Origin of the sequence: Actinomyces timonensis DSM 23838, assembly GCF_000295095.1 — a bacterium.
Taxonomy (GTDB): Bacteria; Actinomycetota; Actinomycetes; order Actinomycetales; family Actinomycetaceae; genus Actinomyces; species Actinomyces timonensis.
In genome coordinates, this window is the sequence record NZ_JH806632.1 from 684,911 (window position 1) to 704,040 (window position 19,130).

A 19,130-nucleotide genomic window follows, 5' to 3' on the forward strand; every position below is an offset into this window, starting at 1 on the left:
GGGAAGCGATGAGTGCTAGCCGGCGACGAAGCTGCCCATGAGACGGGCGATGGCGTAGGACGGCGCCCCGACGGCGAGGATCGGCACGATGGCGCTGGCGATCGCGGCCCGCCCGCCGGGGACCCACTGGTGCGTCCACAGCACCCGGTTGGCGGCCGCCATGAGAACACCGGCGGTGAAGCCCACGATGAGGCAGGCCGCTCCGGACTGGGCGGCCTCGCTGAGCCCCGTGTGCGCCGGGCCGAAGAAGCCGACGACGGCGAGCAGCCCCCCTACGGCGCCCGAGATGATCGCCGGCAGCGTCATGGTGAGCATCTCCAGCACCCGGGCGCGCACCTCCAGCGTCGTCAGCAGCGCGCCGACGAACAGCGCCAGGCTGCACGGGACGATGACGGCGGGGTCGGCCACGCCGGGCTCCAGCGCGCACCACGCGGCGCCGGCGATCGCCACGAGGCCGCCGGAGATCGTGGAGGACAGACTCTCGAGCAGGCTCGCCCTCTCGCCCTTGCGCAGCATCTGCGCGACGAAGGCGATGAGGATCGACAGGGCCATGACGACGCCCGCGGCGCCGTAGTCCTGCCGCCAGGCCACCGCCAGCGCTCCTGCGACCCCGGTCAGCGCGATGACCGCCGTCGAGCCGGCGTCGTGGCGGGCCCGCACGAGCGCCGGCCACCCCTGCGCCATGGCCAGGACGAGGACGAGGACGAGAACCATGCGCACCCACACCGCCATGGGGGCCGAGGCGGCGAGGAGGACGGGGATAAGCCCGGCCACCGCCAGGCGGGTCCAGGCGGGGTCCACGATGCCGGCCTCTTTCGGCACGGCGCTGCCGCGCCGGGTGCCGTATCCGGGGCGGGAGGCGGCTGGGGTGGGCGCTGAGCGCCCTGGACCGCTCTTGGGATTGGCAGGGGTATCCACATCTCGTATCGTCGCACACCCCAGCGCGGTTCCATGACGTGTGCTTGACTTGGGGCGGCCCGCCGGGGCGCCCGGGCACGCCCCCGCGCCGCCCAGGGGCGGCCAGTCCGGCAGTGCCCAGGAGATCCGATGGGAGGGATCGCGTGCGCGTCGTCATGTTCACCCACGCGGCCGATCCCGCGGACGCGCTACCGGCGATGTCGTTCCTCGACGCGGCGGTGGCCTGCCTGCCCCCGCTGCCCTCGAACTACAGCGCGGTCGACGACGCCGACGCGATCCTCATCGACACGCGCGCGGACCTGACCCGGGCCCGCGCCCTGTGCCAGCTCCTGAGCGGCCCGATGGAGTGCGGTCCGATCCTGCTCGTCGTCGACGACGGCGGGGCCGCGGCCGTCCAGGACGACTGGGGCGCCTCGGACTTCGTCATGGCCGGCGCCTCCCCCGCCGAGCTCGGCGCGAGGCTGCGGATGCTGCGCCGCGCCGCGCCCGTCTCGAGCGCGCCCCGGGAGGATCGCTTGGAAGTCGGGGACCTCGTCATCGACGTCACCGCCTACACCGCCAGGATCCATGGGGAGATCCTCGATCTCACCTACAAGGAGTTCGAGCTCCTCAAGTTCATGGCGATCAACCAGGGCCGCGTCCTGACCCGGGAGATCCTCCTGGACGAGGTCTGGGGCCAGGACTACATCGGAGGGGCGCGGACGGTGGACGTCCATGTGCGCCGCCTGCGCGCGAAGCTCGGCACGGAGTACGACCAGCTCATCGGGACGGTCCGCAATGTGGGCTACCGCCTCGACGCACCGGGGAGCATGTAGGGGCGAGCCGGGAGCATGGCAGCGTCACTCAGTGCCAGGCAGGGCCGCCTCATGCCGGCCAGTGCGAGTCCGCGACAGCCCCCTCCAGCAGCATCGCCATTCCCCCTGTTCCTTCTTTGGCGCGCGTGCTGCGCTGCTGCTACCTTGAAGCCGACGCCGGGTCGCGACGGGCCCCGGGCTCCACCTTGCGCCGCCACGAGCGGCATTCGCGCCGACTGGCGCTCTTGCGGCCCGGCGTCCTTGACCACGATTCCTTCTCGAGAACGATTCCGACACCGCAGCCGAGAACACGCACCACATCTGAGTATCCCGACCACCTTCACTCACCTGAATCGACTCTTCCCCGAGGCGGCCCGCCCCCAACCGGCCGACCGCCCCCGGGACCCGCCCCGGGAACGCACCGGGGCCGCGCATTCATGACAGGCGCGGCCATACGAGCCGCCCAGACCAGCAAGGAGCCATTCCGTGCGCATCCACCCCCGCAACAATGACGAGGCGCTCTTCGACCTTCTCTCGCGGTCCGCGCGTCATCTCGTCATCGCCTGCGATGTCCTCGAGCAGATCGTCGCCGCCGACCGCGAGGAGCGCATCGGCCTTCGCGAGACCCTCCACGCCGAGGAGCACGCGGCTGACGACTCGCACCACGAGTTCCAGCGCCTCATCAATGCCACCTTCGTCACCCCCCTGGACCGCGAGGACCTCCACCTGCTCGGCTCGACCATGGATGACTGCATGGACCTCGTCGACGAGGCCGGTGACTGCATCGTCCTCTACCACGTCGGGGTCCTGCCCCAGGCCTGCCACGAGCTGGTCGACATCCTCAAGCAGTGCGCCGAGCTCACCGCGCAGGCCATGCCGCGCCTGAAGTCGCTCAAGGACCTCGAGAGCTACTGGGTGAAGATCAACGAGCTGGAGAACCACGGCGACCAGACCTACCGCGCTGGCATCGGCCGGCTCTTCGAGGAGGAGATGGACCCGATCAGCCTCATCAAGCGCAAGGAGATCATCGAGCGCATGGAGGCCGCCATCGACGCCTTCGAGTCCCTGGCGAACACGGTCGAGTCGATCGCCGTCCGCGAGTCCTGACGGATCGGCACTGCCATGATGACAGCACTGGTCATCGCGATCCTCATCGTCGCGCTCATCTTCAACTTCACCAATGGTTTCCACGACGCCGCGAACGCCATCGCGACGTCGGTGTCGACGCGCGCGCTGTCCATGCGCTCCGCCCTGCTCATGGCCGCCGTCATGAACATCGTCGGCGCGCTGCTGGGCACCTCGGTGGCCCACACGATCGGCTCCGACATCGTGTCGATCAGCTATGGGACGGATGAGGGCAACATGATCGCCCTCATCGTCGTCTTCGCGGCGCTGTTCTCCGCGATCGCCTGGAACCTCATCACCTGGTGGTTCGGCCTGCCGTCGTCCTCCTCGCACGCGCTCATCGGGGGGCTTGCGGGCGCCGGCCTGGCCTGCGGTCTGATGGTCCACTGGACCTCGATCCTCGACAAGGTCGTCATCCCGATGATCGTCTCACCGCTGGGCGGATTCATCGTGGCGTACATCGCCATGATCATCGTTCTGCGCCTGTGCGCGGCCCTGCCCTACCACCGCACGATGCGGCGCTTCCGCTGGGCCCAGACGGTCTCGGCAGCGGCTATGGCGCTGGGGCACGGCCTCCAGGACGCCCAGAAGACGATGGGCGTCATGCTCATCGCGCTGACGGCGGGCGGCTTCCACTCCTTCGAGCACGGCGTGCCCGCGTGGGTGAAGATCACCGCGGCGCTGACGATCTCCATCGGCACCTACTTCGGCGGCACCCGGATCATGGCGACCCTCGGCTCGAAGGTCATCGACCTCGACCCGGCCCACGGCTTCGTCGCCGAGAGCGTCGCCGCCGGGTTCCTGTACGTGGCCGCCATGGGCTTCGGCGCCCCCGTCTCGACGACGCACACGATCACCACCTCCATCATGGGCGTGGGCGCCACGAAGCGCCTGAGCGCTGTGCGCTGGGGCGTGGCCGGGGACATCGTCGTGGCCTGGGTGATGACCCTTCCCGCCGCGGCGGCCATCGCCGCCGTCGTCGCCCTCCTCCTCCGGGTGGCGCTCCTCTAAGAGGGCGGCGCAGTCCCGCCGAGTCGGAGAGCCCGCGCGCCCTGGTGGCGCGGGGGCTCTCCCGCTCTCAGGAGACCCGGCGCAGTTCCAGAGTCCTGAGATCGTCGTCAGAGGCCTCACTGGTCTCGGTCAGGATCGTCTTGGGGGCGACCACGCGAACCAAACGGCTGTCCTTCATCGACCACTTCACCTCTCCGGTGGCGGCATCGTGGACGCTGGTCGCCTGAACACGGAGATCAACGCCGTCCCACCACCGGATCATGACGAGGGAGCCGTCCCCCACCACGCCTTCCATGCTCGGCGCGGCGCTTGAACCGACATCAGCGGGCCGCTCGAGGTCATGCCCGTCGATCTTCGGGGAGCTGCTCGTGCTACTCGTCACCGAGTGAACAGCACCGGAGGAGTCCAGCGCGTAGGTGTCATCCTTGAAGCCGGATGTGGCGGTGCCGGCCATGTCGGCGCCCGCCTTCTTGAGCGCCTCGGCGCTGACCTCCGGCGACGCGCCGATATAGGGCCCGTCCCACGTATCGAAGGGGGTGGTCTGCCCGTTCTTGTACGCCGATACCTCGCAGTTCTGGGAGGCGGAATCAGCGCAGAAGTACAGGGCGACTCCGTCGGCGATCGGCCGCGCCCTGAGGTACTTCACCTTTCCACCGCCCAGCGCCGTGCCGGTCGCTATGTCGACGACGCTCTCTTCCACCTCGTTCTTGTCGGAGTCATACCTGTAGACCTGGGCAGTCGACGCCGAGGAGCGCCATCCGTAGGACACCTCGTGGTCAGAGAAGCGCCATTTCTCGGCACCATCGGCACTGACCCCGACCACCCTCCCATCCCGTGAGGACCGGTCCCCCTTTGTCTTGATGGCGACCGCGATGTCTCCCGCGCCCGCGACGAACTTCGATTCGTCGTCGAGCCAGTCGAGCGTGGTCTGCTCACCTGTGGTGTCGTTGACCCTGACGTTGCCGATGACGGCGTCCTGGTCCCAGAATCCGTGGCCCTTCGTGGCGTCCGCCCCCTCGCCGCTCGCGATGCTCCGGGGCTCGTCCCCCTCGAGGCTGAAGAGCTCCCAGGAGGCGTAGGACAAGTCGGGGGTCGTCGAGCGGGACGATGAGCGAGGGGGCGACGGCGGGGCGCTGCTGGCCCCGTTGGGGTCGCCCACCGTGAGCATCCTCGTGCCGTCCTCGGAGAAGAAGGCCAGATTCGCCTGGCGAGACCAGACGATGTCCGGCTCCTTGGAGAACTCGGTGGACATCTCGGTGGTGCCGAGGAGCCGTCCGCTTTTCGCCCCCGCCGACTCATCGCGGTGCAGCCACCACCAGGCTCCTCCGGCGCCTCCCGCCCCCAGGACGAGGACGAGGACGACGACGGCCGCGATCAGCCCGCCCCGGCGCTTGCGCGGTGCCCCAGCGGTGGCGAATGGAGTCGCGGCACCAGCGACACCGCCGACATAGGGCGCAGGCATCATCGGCGGCTGAGCGCCATAGACGGGAGCGACGGCGGGGGCTGCCGGGGCGCTGCGCATCGCGAGACCCGCCTGGTAACCCACCTGATATCCCGCTGGCACCGGGGCGCCCTGCGGGCCGGACTGCGGGGGCCATCCTCTCTGCCCCGCTGGGCCGGCCTGGATGGCTGGCCCGACCTGGGGCCCCGGCCCCTGGGCCAGGGCGGCCGACGGCGCTGAGGAGGCGGTCGCCCCGGAGGGCTTGCCCCGATGGAACACGGCGGACTTCGCGTCGGCGGTGCCGAAGCGCATGATGAAGTCGAGGACGCCGGGAGTCGCGGCGGGGTTGGCCGCGATGGCCGCCTGGAGGTCGGGGCGCGCCGAGACGATTCTCGCGAGCTCCACCGACGGCGTCGTCGGGTCCGCTGCCGCTGCGGCGTCGGGATCATCACGGCGTGGGGGCGCTGGGGTGTTCGCATCCGTGCTCATGGTCGTATTCCAGCCGATCGCCGTCCCTAACGTCCATGGGGAGGTGGGGCCGGCCCGCCCGCTCCTGAGGCTCCGCCCCCGGCCGCGCGTGATGGCGGCCGGAGGCGGAATGAGCTCGTCGCCCGCTCAGGCGGCCCGGTAGAGGGAGACCGATTCGAGGTCGCCCCTGTCATCGCGCTTGGGGATGAGGAGTGTCTGGGAGTCGACGCCGATCGGGTAGTCGCCCCCATCGATGGACCACAGCTTCTCCCCTGTCGCGGAGTCGTAGATGCCCAGGTCCGGGGAGCCCATCGGATCCTCCCAGACGACAACGCCCAGGGCGCCTTTCGCCGCGACGAAGGCCGTATCGGGAGTGAAGACGCCTTTTGTCCCGATCCCCGCGGGCTCCAAGCGGTGCCCGTCAAGGCCGAGATCGCCGTCCTCCTTCGTGAAGGTGTAGAGCTTGCCGTTCCCATCGACGACGCGGGCGACGACGTGATCCTTGGAGCTATCCGCCTCCTGCGCCGCGCTCTTCAGGGAGGCGGCGCTCATTGGCGCGGTGGGCACCAGGAGGGTGCCGGTCTCCCAACTGTCGACGGGGGTCGTCTCCCCTTTGTGGAGCACCGCGACATCCCAGGAGTCGCTGTCCAGCAGGAGGGAGGAGAGGGCGATGTCGCCGCCGTCGAGCAGGTCGACGTGGACCTGCTTGGCGCCTCCGACCAGTTCCGCGCCGGTCGCGATGTCCAGGGCGACCGCCGTCGACTCGGACGTCTCCGTGGAGGGTCCGGTGGTCCTTGTCGAGATTCCCTCGAGCCTGACCACTCCGGCACCGGTGTAGACCATCCCGGAGGAGTAGTCCTCCGTGGAGCTCCACACCTCGGTGCCGTCTTGCCGGATGCCCTTCGCCTTGCCCCTCTTGCCCGAGGAGCCGAGGTCGATGACGACGGCGGTGTCGCCCGCCGCCCCCATGAAGAAGTAGTTGTCGTCCACCCAGTCCAGGGCGCTTGTCGCCCCCGTGTCCCCATTGATGAGGGTGCTGCCGCAGAGGAGGTCGTGGCCCCACATGCCGACGGCGTTGCCGCAGTGCTCCGTTCCGGACCAGATCTCGGTGGGGGTGCCACCCTCAAGGCTGTAGAGGGTGAGGCTGTTGGAGTCCTTCGAGGACTCGGTATCGACGTACATCCGCTTCCCGTCGTCAGAGATGTCGTAATCCTCAGCAGGGCTCGACCACTCCTCGGTGGGCTGGGCGCGGAAACTGTCCGAGGCATCGCCGAGGCGGTAATCCGGCCATTGATCCTTCACGGATTCGGCGGCTTGCCCACGATCGCGGTGGGTCCACCACCAGGCGCCGCCGCCCGCTCCGGCGGCCAGGGCGAGCACGACGACGAGCACGGCGACGATGAGGCCGCGTCTGCGCTTGCGCGGCGGGGCGGCCAGCGGCGCCTGGTCATAGATGCCGGGCCCGTAGCCCGGGAGGGAGGCTGCGGGCGGCTGCTGGGAGGGCTGACCGGGATCGCCCATCGGCTGCGGGCCGTCAGCCGCGGTGCGACCCGCGGAGGGCCACGCGCCATTGACATCGTTGTCCTGGGAGAAATCACTCATAGGTCTATTGCAGCGATGACGCCCGCTCTTGTCCACCACTGGCCGCACTGGCGCGATCCGCCGATTTTCCCCAATATCACGCCGCTTTCGCCTGCGATAGTGCGACTCCCCGGTGACCGCTCCCCATGCCCGCTCGGGGCGGCCGGCGCGTCAGTCGAGCAGACCTGCTTGGGCTCGAGCGGCGGCGTCGGCGAGCTCGTCGGCGGTGGCCAGGAGGGCGGAGTCGCGTCGGGTGACGCGGTCGGCGAGGGGGTCGGCGTCGTCGTCGATCCACTGGGGGGCCGAGCCCGCGGCGAGGGCGCCCAGGAAGGAGGAGGTGGTGGCGAGCAGCGGGGCGAGTGCCGGGACGGAGCCCTCCAGCGCGCCGGCGAGGGCGGAGTCGAGGCGCTCGCGCAGCTCCTCGGGGGCGATGGCAGGGCGGCCCTGCGCCAGGGCGGCGTCGAGGCGGGAGGCGAGGGCGCCGTCGTCGTCCGGGCCGGTGAGGTCGACGACGGTGGCGTAACGGCGTTCGACGAGCGCGGGGTCGCGCCGGATCCACTCGCGCACGAGGAACAGGCGCCACAGGGCGCCGGGCAGGGTGGTGGCGGGCGAGTCGGCCCAGAGCTCGGCGACGTCGTCAACCCCCTGCCCGGCGACGACAGCGATGACGCCCTCGCGGGTGATGGGGTCGTCCGGGGTGGTGGGGAAGCCGCCGACGAGGGCCTGGGCGGCGCGGTGGGCGAGCTCGGAGGCGACGGCGGTGTCCACGCCGCCCTCGATGGACTCGGCGGCCTCGGGGTCGAGCCGGGCGGGGCGGTGGAACTGGCGTGCCATGGCGGTCTCCTTCGGTGGCGGGGCGGGCCCATTGTCTCGCACGCCCGGCACGGCATGCCCTGCTCGCCCAGGTCCGGCTATGCTGCTCGTGGTGCTGGGCCCCAGCGCCGCGCCCCCTTAGCTCAGTTGGTCAGAGCTGCGGACTTTTAATCCGAAGGTCGTGGGTTCGAGCCCCACAGGGGGTACCACCGCCCTCTTCGCCGAGACCGGGCGATCAGCACGGCGAAACCGGGCGAACAGCACCGCGAGATTCAGAACGGCGAGATTCAGATCTGTGGACAACGGGCCTGCGGGAGGTCCGGGGCAGGTCCGACGGGCGCTCCCAGCACCGACGGTTGCCGTCAGCACTGGTGGTTGCGCGGAGCACCTTCGGCTGCGTTCCCACCGCACCCCACGGTGCTCGAGGCAACCACCGGTGCAGGACGCACCCCACGAGGCCCATGACCAGGCCCCAATCACGTCACCTCCGCCGCCTACGTTGGTGCCGCCTTCTCCGGCACCTCCTCCCGGAACACGTCCGTGTCCTTGCCGGGGAAGGAGGCAGCCAGGGAGGAGGTGAGGGCCGTGACCCGACCGAGAGGCCGGCACGCCAAAGTCCACGAGGACAAGGAAACGGCCCGGCAGGTGAGCGAAATACTTAACTCCATCGCTCGCCCGATCCGGGCCGTCGGTGTCCTTGTGGATGCCCTCGGTCGATGGATCAACTGAGCCATCGGCCTCGGGGACCCATCCGGGATGCAGCCGGGTGGGTCCCCACCATTGTGCCCCGGCCTCACGACGCTGTCCACATCGCGGTGGGGCATTGAGCCGCGACGGCGGCACACAGAGGCGCGGTCCCTGCCTCTCGCCGCGCATCAATCGCCCGCAGCGCCCGTGTCGCCGGCGCGCCGGACGATCTCGACCCCGACCAGCCGCTCGCGGATCGCCGGGTCCCTCATCACCTCGGAGCGCACCACCTCCATATCCTCATCAGAGAGGCGGTGCGGCTGGAGCAGACGAGCCATTCCCGCTTGGAGGAGCTCGGGATCCAGCGCCCGACTCCCCGCGAGAGCCAAAGCCGCCGCCCCCTGGTCGAAAGCCGCCAGCAGGGCTCCCACTTGCTCAGCAGTGAGATCGTCAGTCAGGGCCACGCCGCGCTCAGCCCGCGCGGCACGCGTGGCCTCGACGGCGGCGCCGTAGACCTGTAGCAAGAGCCCGATCCGCCGCGCCACCTCTGAGCGCAGGGCCCCATCCCTGGCAGCGTAGGCCACGAACTCCAGGGTCGCCAGGGCGAAACCCCTGATCGATGCCGTGAGCTCGTCGTCAGCGTTGAGGTCGACGGGCCTGCGCTCGAAGAGATCCCAGCCACCACCGGCCATGGACTCATCGATGTTGGCATCCATGACCGCTAGGAAGAGCTCGGCCTTGGACGAGAAGTTGGAATACACCGCCCCCTTGGAGAAGCCGGCCGCACGGGCGATCTCATCGAGTCGCGCGCCGTGGTAGCCGTCGCGCGCGAAGGACGCCCGAGCGGCGAGAACAACAGCCTCGCGGGTCTGCCGCTGCCGGTCCCTGCGGCTGATCGGGTCAGGAAGATCTGTCACCCCGCCGATGCTAGTCGTCACACGCCCTTGCCCTCAGGGGTCAATTCAGATACTCTCGGTATGCAAATACCACGAGTATCCGAAAGGCGATCATGTCCAGTCCCAGCCTGAGCATCACCGGGCTGACGCGTCGCTTCGGCACCGTCACCGCCAACGACAGCATCGACCTGAGAGTCGACCCCGGCAGCGTCGTCGGCCTCCTGGGGCACAACGGCGCGGGCAAGACGACGCTCGTCTCCCAGGTGGTCGGGCTGCTGCGCCCTGACGCTGGCAGCATTCACGTCGGGAGCATCGACGCCGTCGCGGACCCCGGGGCCGCTCGGCGGGCGGTGGCGATCCAGCCCCAGTCCCAGGCTCCTATCGACGGGTTGACCCCGCGCGACGCCGTGGAGATCGCAGCCCGGCTGCGCGGCCTGTCCGCCCGCGACGCCCGCGCCGCCTCGCTGGCCATGGCCGAGGAGCTCGGCTACGGCCCCTGGCTGACCCGCCGCGCCCTGCCCGAGGGCGGCGGGCTCTCGGGCGGGATCCGTAGGCTCGTCGGCTTCGCCATGGCCGCGGTCGTCCCCATGCCTCTGCTCGTCCTCGACGAGCCGACCAACGACGTCGACGCCGCCCGGCGCCGCCTCCTGTGGGAGGCCGTCCGGCGCCGCGCGGATGCCGGGACAGGGGTCCTGCTGGTGACCCACAACGTGATTGAGGCCGAGCAAATGCTCGACGAGCTCGTCATCCTCGACCGGGGCCACGTCGTCGCCAGCGGCACTCCCGCGAGCCTGCGAGGGACCGACGGCGCTCTGCGGCTGGAACTGCAGCTGTCGCCCGGAGCAGCCTCCCCGCTCGAGGAGCAGGGGCAGTCGCCGCAGCAGCATCACCACTCCGCCACGCCCGCCCTGCCGGCGCCCGCGCTGCGGGTTGTGCGCACCGGCCGTCGCCTGCTCATCACAATCCCTGCCCCCGCGGCTGCCGCCTGCGTCGACTGGGCGGCCGGATTGCACGAGTCGGGCGACATCGAGACCTATGCCCTGAGTCCCAGCACTCTCGAAGACGCCTACCTCGCCCTGACCGAGGCGTCCGAGACCGACCACGACGAGAACGAGGAGATCACCGCATGACCGCCATGACCCGCTCAGCGACCACGCCCACCCCTGCGCCCTCCTCCGCAGCCACCCACCGCCCGGAGCCCGGCAGCCCGAGCCCCTGGTCCGTCTACCGGGCCATGCTCCGCTGGCGCTTCTACTCCATCGGCCCCACCCTCCCGATCTTCGTCATCGTGCAGGCCCTCATGGCAGCAGGCATCATCGTCGGCTTCGGGCTTCTCATCCCGGGCATCGATTCCATGCCCTCCACTGCCCTGCTCATGTCCACCGGGGCGCCGACAGCCCTGCTCATGACGGTCGGCCTCGTCGTGGTCCCCCAGGTGGTGGCGCAGGCGAGGGCCAACGGGGCCTTCGCCTACATGCGCGCCCTGCCGGTCCCGCGTCCGACGCTGCTCGTCACCGACCTCAGTCTGTGGACACTGATCGCGCTGCCGGGGATCGCGGTAGCCGTGGGAGTCGCATGGCTGCGCTTCGACATACCCCTGGATGCCGACTGGCCACTGCTCGTGACCGCATCACTCCTCGCCACAGTCATGGCCACGTCCGTCGGCTACGCGATCGCCGTGAGCCTTCAGCCCATGGTCGCGCAGGCGCTCACCCAGGTGCTCGTCTTCTTCATCCTCCTGTTCTCGCCCGTCACCTTCCCGGCCTCCCAACTGCCGCGCTGGTTCCAGTCCGTCCACGACTGGCTGCCCATCCGCCCAGCGGCAGACCTCCTGCGCGCGGGGCTCGCGCAGGACGCCTACGCCTGGCACGGCAGGGACCTCGCCATCCTCCTGGCCTGGATGCTCGTGAGCCTGGGGGTCTGCCTGCGGGCGCTCTCGCGGCGCTGATCCCCGCGACGTCGGGGAGCCAGACGAGCCATGCCAGCGCTGCGGGGCCAGGGATCCGGGGCGCCCCGGGGACGCCCGGGCCCTGGCTCCGCCGTCGGCCCGATGGATAGCCTGGAGGCATGAGCCCTGATCCCCATGGAAGCAGTCGGACCGGCCCCTTCGACCCGCCCAGCGCCTCGAGCGGCCCGCGCATCCTCGTCGTCGCCGGGCACCCGGACGCGAAGAGCTTCTCGCACGCCCAGGCGCAGGCCTACGCCGCGCAGGCCGAGGACGCGGGGGCGCAGGTGACCCTCCTGGACCTCGCCGCTGAGCGATTCGATCCAGTGCTGAGGTTCGGCTACCGCGAGCACATGCCCGACGACGCCTTCATCAACCGCTCCCAGGAGGCGCTCATCGACTGCGACCACCTCACCCTGGTCTTCCCGACCTGGTGGTCCGCCGAGCCCTCCCTCCTCAAGGGCTGGTTCGACCGCGTTCTCACCCCGGGTATCGCCTACCGCTACCGCACTGGGAAGCTGTCGCCGGAGAAGCTCCTCGCGGGCCGTACCGCCACGATCATCACCACCTCCCACGGCCCGGCGGCATGGACGCGCTCGCCGGGGATGTCAGTGTGGAGGGTGAGCCGCGCCGTGCTGGGTTACTGCGGCATCAAGACGACCCAGCGCCTGGTCCTGGGCGGCATGGAGGGCGAGAAGGACACGCCCGCCCGCCGCATGGCCTTCCTGGAGCAGGTGGCGACGGCGGCCCGCAAGGACGCGGCGGTGGCCCGCACACGCTGAGGGCGCCAGCGCGGGGACCAAGGGGGACGGTCGCGGGGCGGGCGTGGCCATCGCCACCTCGGGATATGCGGAGAGCGGATACCGCGGGCTCTCGATCACGATCCCGCCACGGCCGCGAGCAGGACGGCTAGGGTTGCCGGCGCACCGCGCACCCGATGCAAGGAGAATCCTGTGACGACTACCTGCGCAATGACCACCTCACGACGCGACGCCCTCAAGGTCGGCGGCCTGGTGGCCGCCAGCGGCGCGGCGATCCTCGGCGGCTCCGCCGTCATCGCCCCGAGCGCCGCCGCCTCCAGCCGGTTGGACACCGGCGTGCAGTTGGGCTCGGGCAGTGTGGGGACGCGCGCCGTGGTCCTGGACCAGCCATCGGTCCACTCCGAGGCCATGGCGACCGTGCGCCAGCTGCGCCTGGACATGTGGGCCAAGAACCCGCCGCTGCTCAGCGTCGACGGCTCAACAGGCGGCACCGTTCAGAGCTACGCCCAGGCCCAGGGGTACACGAGCGCCGAGGCCTACGCGAATGCCCTCGTCTGGGACCAGGACATGGAGCGCATCTCAGTGCAGCGCCTCGTGGAGTGCCTGGAGATGGGGAAGATCGAGCACAGCCGCCCCAACGGCGAGTCCTACAACACGGCCAAGGTCGGGGACGTGACCAACGGGACCTTCGAGATCCTGGCGGCGACGACGGACCAGTCGGCCACGATCTCCTCCGGGATCGGGATCTGGGCCGCCGAGTACGACAAGCTCGTCGCCGCCGGCGGCGCCTGGAACCACGAGACCGGGCACCTGCACACCCTGCTCAACCCGACGATCACGAATATCGCCTTCGCGGCCTCAGCCGGGTACTTCACCGGTGAGGGCCTGTGGGCCCGCTCGGCGTCGGCCGAGTCGGTGGGATGGTCCGGGATCTACGACGTCACCCTGGCCAACGGTGGCGGCTCGGCCTCCTCCGTGCCCGCGGGCTACCGGGCCCCGGCGCCCGCCACGTCCGAGCCGCCCAGCGCGCCTGCGTCGGCAGCACCGGCCGCCGCGGATTCGACGGCGGCGCCGAGCACCCCCGGCTCAGCCAGCACCGCGCCGCAGGCCCCCTCCTCGGAGTCCCCCCTGGAGTCGATCCTACGCGGACTGCGCGCCCTCCTCGGCGCCAAATAGGAGTCGGGGGCGGCGGGCATCGGTCGCCCTGACTCGTCGAGGCGTGTGGGCCACCCGGGACAGGTTCTCGGGTGGCCCACACGCCTCATTGATGCGGGATCGGGATGGAGCCGGCTCAGCGGCCCGAGCGGCGGGGCGGTGCGAGGCCCGCTTCTGGCCCTGGCGCCCGGCCCCCGCTCGGCGCCCGCCGTGCGGGCCGCCACGGCGCCCCTCCTGATGCCCGCCGCGACGCCCCTCCTGATGCGCAGTCTGGCGGGAGCCCTCCCCCGCCCTGCGGCCGTGCGCGCCGCGGGCCGGCGCCTGGGCGCCAGCGCCGGTGGGGCGGCCGCCCTTGATTGCGACGCCGTCGGGCATGTCCTCGGCGGCGACGCGCTCGGCCTGCTCTCCCACGAGGGCGGCGACGGCGTCGTCGTCGGGACGCACGCGCTCCATCTCGGCCTTGATGCGGGCCTTCTTGAGGAGCACCTGAACGTCCTTGCGCTGCTCGGGCAGGACGAGGGTGACCACGGTGCCCGAGGCGCCCGCGCGCGCGGTGCGGCCCGAGCGGTGCAGGTAGGCCTTGTGCTCGGCGGGCGGGTCGACGTGGACGACGAGCTCGACACCGGAGACGTCGATCCCGCGGGCGGCGATGTCGGTGGCGACCATGACGCGCACGGCCCCCGAGGTGAACGCGCTCATGGCCCGCTGGCGGGCGCCCTGGCTCATATTGCCCTGGAGCTCGACGGCGGGGATGCCCGCGCCCACGAGCTTGCGGGCCAGGCGGCGGGCGAGGTGCTTGGTGCGGGTGAAAAGGATGCGCTGGCCGGTCCCGGAGGCCAGACGCGTGACGACGCCGTCCTTGGCGGTCTTGTCCGCCAGCAGCCAGACGCGGTGGTCCATATCCGTCACCGGGGAGGAAGCGGGGTCGACGGCGTGCTGGAGGGGCTTGTGGAGGAACTCGCGGACGATGGCGTCCACACCGTTGTCGAGGGTGGCGGAGAAGAGCATCCGCTGGCCGTCGGCGGGGGTGGCGCGCAGGATGCGGCGCACGCTGGGCAGGAAGCCGAGGTCGGCCATGTGGTCGGCCTCGTCGATGACGGTGATGCTCACCTCGTCCAGGTTGCAGTGGCCCTGGGCGATGAGGTCGAGGAGGCGCCCGGGACAGGCGACGACGATGTCCACGCCCGCGCGCAGGGCTTTGACCTGCGGGTTCTGGTTGACGCCGCCGAAGATCGTCGTGACGGTCAGGTCGAGGGCGGCGGCCAGCGGTGTGATGGTCTCGGCGATCTGGAGGGCGAGCTCGCGGGTGGGGGCCAGGACGAGGCCGATGGGGTGGCTGGCGCGGGCGCAGTCCTCGTCGGCGAGGCGCTGGACGAGGGGCAGGGAGAAGGCGAGGGTCTTGCCGCTGCCGGTGCGGCCCCGGCCGAGGACGTCGCGCCCGGCGAGGGTGTCGCGGAGGGTGGCGGACTGGATGGGGAAGGGAGTGGTGAATCCGCGCGCGGCGAGGTCGGCGACGAGATCGGGGTCGACGCCGAGGCTGGCGAAGTTTGGGGCGGGGGCCTTCCGACCGGCGGAGGAGGCCGGGGAGGCGGATGCGGAGGAAGCGGGCGCGCTGGGGCGCTTGCGGGTGGCGGGCACGAGGGGTCCTGTCTGGATTGGGGCGGCGCCGCGCCGGTGGGCGGGCGCAGCGCTGCGGGGTGCCGGCATCGGGGCTCGACGGCGTCGCCCGCCCTCACGGGGCCTGGGACGATCCGGAGCCGGGGCACCAGCCTGGCCGCGGCATGCCGCCGGGCCGGCCGCCATCCTCTCAGGCTGGGGCCCACCCCGCCATGACCCGCGCCGTCCTGCGGCCAACGACGCGTGTGACCCCCGTCGCGCCCGCGATGACGGCGGCGCGACATTCTCTCACAGGCCAAGAATGTGCTTGCACCCCAGGACGGCCATCGGCCCTTCTCAGGACCTCCCGGCGAGGGCGACGGCGAAGCTGACGAGGATGAGGCCGGCGAGCTCACCGAAATTGGGCATCTGGCGCAGCATGACGATTCCCACCACCATCGAGGTCGCCGGCATGAGGGATGCCAGGAGGCTGAAGGTGTCAGCGCTCAAGCGCCCGAGGTTGATCTGGTCGAGGGCGTAGGGGATGACCGTGGAGAGCACCGCGACTCCGAGCACCGCCAGGGCCGTCCCCGCGGAGGAGAAGGCCCCGGACGCGGTCGTCGCCGCCAGGGGTGTGTAGAACAGCGCGCCTGCCGCCGTCCCCACGGCGAGCGCGTCCATTCCCGCCCCGCCGGTGGCGACCTTGCGCCCCAGGAGGATGTACCCGGCCCAGGAGGACCCCGCCCCGATGGCCAGGATCATGCCCATGCGATGCGCGGGATCGGAGAGGTCGAGCCCCACACCGGAGATCGAGGCGACGCCAGCCATGGCGAGCCCTGCCGCGACCCTTGGCCGCCAGCCCCTGCCGGTGACGACGGCGACGATGACCGGCCCCAGGAACTCCAGGGAGACGGCCGTTCCCATGGGCAGGTAGGAGATCGAGGCGTAGAAGAGGACGTTCATCGTCGCTGTGGCGACCCCGAAGGCCGCGGACACCCCCAGCACCCGACGCGTCCAGGCGCGCCCGTCCTTCCTCGGTCTCCATGGCCGGCGCCAGGCGAGCAGCACGAGTGTGCCGATGGTCACGCGCCACCAGGCGACCGTGGCCGGGGGCATGACGCCGAACAGGCCCACCGCGAATCCGGCGCCCATGTAGGTGGACACGGCTGTGGCGATGAAGATGCCCGGGGCGGGAACGGCCGTCAGCGCAGCACCGATCCGGCTGGCCTGACGGCCGCGCTGACGGGGTGGGGGCGGGAGCACGGGCCCATTGTCTCGCTCGTGCTGGCCGCCCCGACCGCGGTCTCCCTGAGCGCGCGCCCTCCTCTGGTGCCTGGTGGCTCACCCGCGACCCTCAGCCCAGGAGGGCAGCGGCGAAGAGGACGACGGGGGCGAATCCCGCCGTCGTGATGAGGACCGTGTCCCGGGCGAGGCCGGTGGCCCGCTCGTAGCGGGAGGCGTACATGAAGATGTTCTGCGCGGTGGGCAGGCAGGCCGTAGTGACGGGTACGAGCAGCGCCGCGCCGCGCAGCCCCAGGAGCGCGCCGACGGCGAGGGCGAGGACGGGGGCCACGAGCAGTTTCCAGCCCACCGCCCACCACAGCGCGGGGCCTGCCGGGGGCGGCGCCTCGCCAACCAGGCCTCCCCGGGGCGCGCGCCGCGAGTCGGCCAGGCTCAACCCCAGGGCGAGCATCATGAGGGGAACGGCCATGCGCCCCAGCAGGCCCAGGACCTCGGCGGGGGTCCCGCCGGCGATATCCGCCAGGTCCCAATCGGCCAGGTTGATGGCGGTGCCCGTCGCCACCCCGATGAGCAGCGGGTTGCGCAGCGGCGCGAGGGTGCGCCGCGCGGGGGTCTGGCAGCGCCTGCCCGTGACGATGTCGAGGATCGCGAAGGAGACCGGCGTGATGATGAGGAGCTGGAGCAGGAGGATCGGCGCGATCGGCGTCGCGTCCCCGACGACGAGGATCGCCACCGGGATGCCCAGGTTCGCGGCGTTGACGTAGCCCGAGGCCAGAGCCCCGATGAGAGCGCTGGCGGTGTCGCGCCCGAGGACCCAGCGGTGGAGTGACCAGGCGCTCGTGATCGTGAGGATCTCGGCGATGATGGCGGCCAGCGCCCGCGCGGAGACGACGGCGCCGAGGTCGGCGCCCGCCAGGGTCGTCACCATGAGGGCTGGGGTGGCGGCGAAGAAGGCAAGGCGCGTGAGCACGCGGTCGGATCGGGGCGGCAGGGCGCTCGTGCGCCCGAGGACCCACCCGATGGCGATGACGACGGCGAAGACCGCCAGCCCGCTGGTGATCCTCAGCATGATCTCAACACGGTCTCAGCACCGTCTCAGCCCAGCATCAGCACGGCGCGCTCACGAGGCCGGCTCGAGGTCGGCCCAGGCTCCCACGTGATCGGAGACGACGAAGGCCCGGGTTCCCCAGGCGGCGGCGCGCAGGAGGGGCGCGCCCGCCGCATCAGCAGAGCCCGGGGAGCCCACTGCGCCTGACGCGCCCGGAGCGCCCGGCAGGCCGTCGGCGCCCGTTGGCCAGGGATCGGTGAGGAGGTGGTCGATGCGCTCGCGCGGCCGCCAGGCGGGGAAGGTCGGCCCTTCCCCCAGGGGCCGGGCCACCCCGGTGGAGGCGACGCCGCCCGGCCCCATGTTGAGGTCGCCCGCGAGCAGGCGCGGCCCGGGCAGGGTGGTCAGCGCCGCCCAGGCGGCGGCGAGCTGCCGGGCGGCCATGCCGGTGCGGGTGGCCAGGTGCGTGGAGGCCAGCGTGAGCGAGCCCGCCGGGCCCGCTCCCGGCGCGTCGATCCGGGCGGCGAGCATGGTGCGGGCGGTGGAGGTGTCGAGGTGATAGGAGCGCGGGTTCCAGGCTCGCTCGCCGCGCAGGCTGATCGTGGCAGGGCCGCGGCCGAGGCGGCGCACGTGCCAGGAGCGCACCGCCAGCCGCGACAGGATCGCGTTGCCGAATCCGGCGGGCCCGCGCCCGGTGACCAGGTGGACGGGGGCGAGGATGTCATCCCAGGCGCGCTCCAGCGGCGAGCGCAGGGGCCGGCGCCTCATGCCGACGACGGGCCCGGCCCAGGCCGCGGCGAAGCGGTGGTGCTCCCAGCCGAGCATGCGTGCGAGCTCGCCAGCCTGGTCGAGCCCGCCGGAGCGCTTCTGGCGCATGTCGACCTCCTGGAGGGCGACGACGTCGGGCGCGAGATCGGCGATCTGGGTGGCCAGTGCCTCCAGCACCGCCCGGGCTGTGGCGGGGTCGGTGATATCGGCGCCCGCGAGAGCCGCGGTGGCGGCGTCCTGCTCCGCGCCAGCGCCGGGGAGGCAGTGCTGGAGGTTGAGGCTGAGCACCCGGATCATGCGCGCTCCTCAGCTGTCCTGGGCTGCGGCGTCGGCCTCGAAGGTGAGGCTGACGGAGTTCATGCAGTAGCGCTGCCCGGTGGGGGTGCGCGGGGCGTCGTCGAAGACGTGGCCGAGGTGGGAGTCGCAGGTGGCGCAGCGCACCTCGGTGCGCACCATCCCGTGGGAGGTGTCGCGCAGGAGGGTGACGGCCTCGGAGTCGGCGGGGTCGTAGAAGGAGGGCCAGCCGCAGCCGGACTCGAACTTGGTGGCCGAGCGGAAGAGCTCGGCGCCGCAGCCGCGGCAGCGGTAGACGCCGACGCGCTTCTCATCAAGGAGGTCGCCGGTGAAGGCGCGCTCGGTGCCGGCCTCGCGCAGCACGTGGTACTCCAAGGGGTCCAGGAGCGCGCGCCACTGGGCGTCAGTGCGGGCGATGGCGGCGGGGTCGAGGCGCGGGGCCACCGGCTCAGGGGCGGCGCTGTCGATGGGGCCGACTGAGTCGGCGGTGCCAGCGGCGCCGACGGCGTCGTTCATGGGGGCATCGGGGTCATGGGTCGTGCTCACGGGCCCATGGTCCTCCCGCACCCGTGCGCGGCGCGAGCCCGGCG

The 19,130-nt window shown here is 71.6% G+C and carries 17 protein-coding genes and 1 tRNA gene; 8 read left to right on the forward strand and 10 right to left on the reverse strand.

Annotated elements, in window-relative coordinates:
- Positions 1 to 15 precede the first annotated feature (15 nt).
- A complete protein-coding gene (locus A1QA_RS0103060; RefSeq protein ID WP_244266053.1) occupies positions 16 to 918 on the reverse strand; it encodes a tellurium resistance protein TerC in 903 nt (300 codons plus the stop codon).
- 143 nt (positions 919 to 1,061) lie between these two features.
- Here A1QA_RS0103060 and A1QA_RS0103065 point away from each other — a divergent pair, with 143 nt between their 5' ends.
- The 3 genes from A1QA_RS0103065 to A1QA_RS0103075 all read left to right on the forward strand — a co-directional run bounded on the left by A1QA_RS0103065 (position 1,062) and on the right by A1QA_RS0103075 (position 3,848).
- Entirely contained in the window at positions 1,062 to 1,733 is a 672-nt protein-coding gene (locus tag A1QA_RS0103065) for a winged helix-turn-helix domain-containing protein (RefSeq protein WP_017177462.1), read from the forward strand.
- A gap of 465 nt (positions 1,734 to 2,198) precedes the next feature.
- Entirely contained in the window at positions 2,199 to 2,819 is a 621-nt protein-coding gene (locus A1QA_RS0103070; RefSeq protein WP_017177463.1) for a DUF47 domain-containing protein, read from the forward strand.
- A gap of 15 nt (positions 2,820 to 2,834) precedes the next feature.
- The gene (locus tag A1QA_RS0103075) at positions 2,835 to 3,848 is read left to right on the forward strand and encodes an inorganic phosphate transporter (protein WP_017177464.1); all 1,014 of its coding nucleotides are present in this window, start codon (positions 2,835 to 2,837) and stop codon (positions 3,846 to 3,848) included.
- A gap of 67 nt (positions 3,849 to 3,915) precedes the next feature.
- Here the strand turns inward: A1QA_RS0103075 and A1QA_RS0103080 are convergent, their stop codons facing one another.
- The 3 genes from A1QA_RS0103080 to A1QA_RS0103090 all read right to left on the reverse strand — a co-directional run bounded on the left by A1QA_RS0103080 (position 3,916) and on the right by A1QA_RS0103090 (position 8,172).
- Positions 3,916 to 5,778: a variant leucine-rich repeat-containing protein gene (locus A1QA_RS0103080; protein WP_154652208.1), complete on the reverse strand. Its 1,863-nt coding sequence runs from the start codon at positions 5,776 to 5,778 to the stop codon at positions 3,916 to 3,918.
- Between the two features lie 126 nt (positions 5,779 to 5,904).
- Positions 5,905 to 7,359, reverse strand: coding sequence for a hypothetical protein (locus A1QA_RS0103085; protein ID WP_017177465.1), 1,455 nt, complete (start codon positions 7,357 to 7,359; stop codon positions 5,905 to 5,907).
- A gap of 150 nt (positions 7,360 to 7,509) precedes the next feature.
- Positions 7,510 to 8,172 carry a hypothetical protein gene (locus tag A1QA_RS0103090; protein WP_017177466.1) on the reverse strand — a complete coding sequence of 221 codons (663 nt, stop codon included), beginning with the start codon at positions 8,170 to 8,172 and terminating at the stop codon, positions 7,510 to 7,512.
- A 111-nt stretch (positions 8,173 to 8,283) separates the two neighbouring features.
- Between A1QA_RS0103090 and A1QA_RS0103095 the strand changes: the two genes are divergently transcribed.
- Positions 8,284 to 8,360, forward strand: a tRNA-Lys gene (locus A1QA_RS0103095).
- 666 nt (positions 8,361 to 9,026) lie between these two features.
- Here A1QA_RS0103095 and A1QA_RS0103105 read toward each other — a convergent pair.
- Positions 9,027 to 9,755, reverse strand: coding sequence for a TetR/AcrR family transcriptional regulator (locus tag A1QA_RS0103105; RefSeq protein ID WP_154652209.1), 729 nt, complete (start codon positions 9,753 to 9,755; stop codon positions 9,027 to 9,029).
- Positions 9,756 to 9,847: 92 nt separating this feature from the next.
- On the opposite strand from A1QA_RS0103105, the gene A1QA_RS0103110 reads away from it, so the two are divergent.
- The 4 genes from A1QA_RS0103110 (at position 9,848) to A1QA_RS0103125 (ending at position 13,616) form a co-directional block, all read left to right on the forward strand.
- Positions 9,848 to 10,864 (forward strand): ABC transporter ATP-binding protein, encoded by a 1,017-nt coding sequence (locus A1QA_RS0103110; protein ID WP_017177469.1) that lies wholly within the window; start codon positions 9,848 to 9,850, stop codon positions 10,862 to 10,864.
- Positions 10,861 to 11,682, forward strand: coding sequence for an ABC transporter permease (locus A1QA_RS0103115; protein WP_017177470.1), 822 nt, complete (start codon positions 10,861 to 10,863; stop codon positions 11,680 to 11,682). Before A1QA_RS0103110 ends, A1QA_RS0103115 begins: the two co-directional genes overlap by 4 nt.
- 119 nt (positions 11,683 to 11,801) lie before the next feature.
- Positions 11,802 to 12,461 (forward strand): NAD(P)H-dependent oxidoreductase, encoded by a 660-nt coding sequence (locus A1QA_RS0103120; RefSeq protein ID WP_017177471.1) that lies wholly within the window; start codon positions 11,802 to 11,804, stop codon positions 12,459 to 12,461.
- Between the two features lie 189 nt (positions 12,462 to 12,650).
- Positions 12,651 to 13,616, forward strand: a complete 966-nt coding sequence (locus A1QA_RS0103125) for a CAP domain-containing protein (protein WP_017177472.1) — start codon at positions 12,651 to 12,653, stop codon at positions 13,614 to 13,616.
- On the opposite strand, the gene A1QA_RS0103130 is transcribed toward A1QA_RS0103125, so the two are convergent.
- From A1QA_RS0103130 to msrB, 5 genes are all read right to left on the reverse strand, one after another.
- Entirely contained in the window at positions 13,581 to 15,233 is a 1,653-nt protein-coding gene (locus tag A1QA_RS0103130; protein ID WP_017177473.1) for a DEAD/DEAH box helicase, read from the reverse strand. The two genes, A1QA_RS0103125 and A1QA_RS0103130, sit on opposite strands and share 36 nt — an antisense overlap.
- 315 nt (positions 15,234 to 15,548) lie before the next feature.
- Complete coding sequence (locus A1QA_RS0103135; protein ID WP_017177474.1) at positions 15,549 to 16,454, reverse strand: EamA family transporter; 906 nt, start codon at positions 16,452 to 16,454, stop codon at positions 15,549 to 15,551.
- Positions 16,455 to 16,545: 91 nt separating this feature from the next.
- Positions 16,546 to 17,502 carry an AEC family transporter gene (locus A1QA_RS0103140; protein ID WP_017177475.1) on the reverse strand — a complete coding sequence of 319 codons (957 nt, stop codon included), beginning with the start codon at positions 17,500 to 17,502 and terminating at the stop codon, positions 16,546 to 16,548.
- 51 nt (positions 17,503 to 17,553) lie between these two features.
- A complete protein-coding gene (locus A1QA_RS0103145) occupies positions 17,554 to 18,543 on the reverse strand; it encodes an endonuclease/exonuclease/phosphatase family protein (protein ID WP_017177476.1) in 990 nt (329 codons plus the stop codon).
- Between the two features lie 9 nt (positions 18,544 to 18,552).
- The gene (gene msrB, locus A1QA_RS0103150) at positions 18,553 to 19,056 is read right to left on the reverse strand and encodes a peptide-methionine (R)-S-oxide reductase MsrB (protein ID WP_026048645.1); all 504 of its coding nucleotides are present in this window, start codon (positions 19,054 to 19,056) and stop codon (positions 18,553 to 18,555) included.
- Positions 19,057 to 19,130 lie beyond the last annotated feature (74 nt).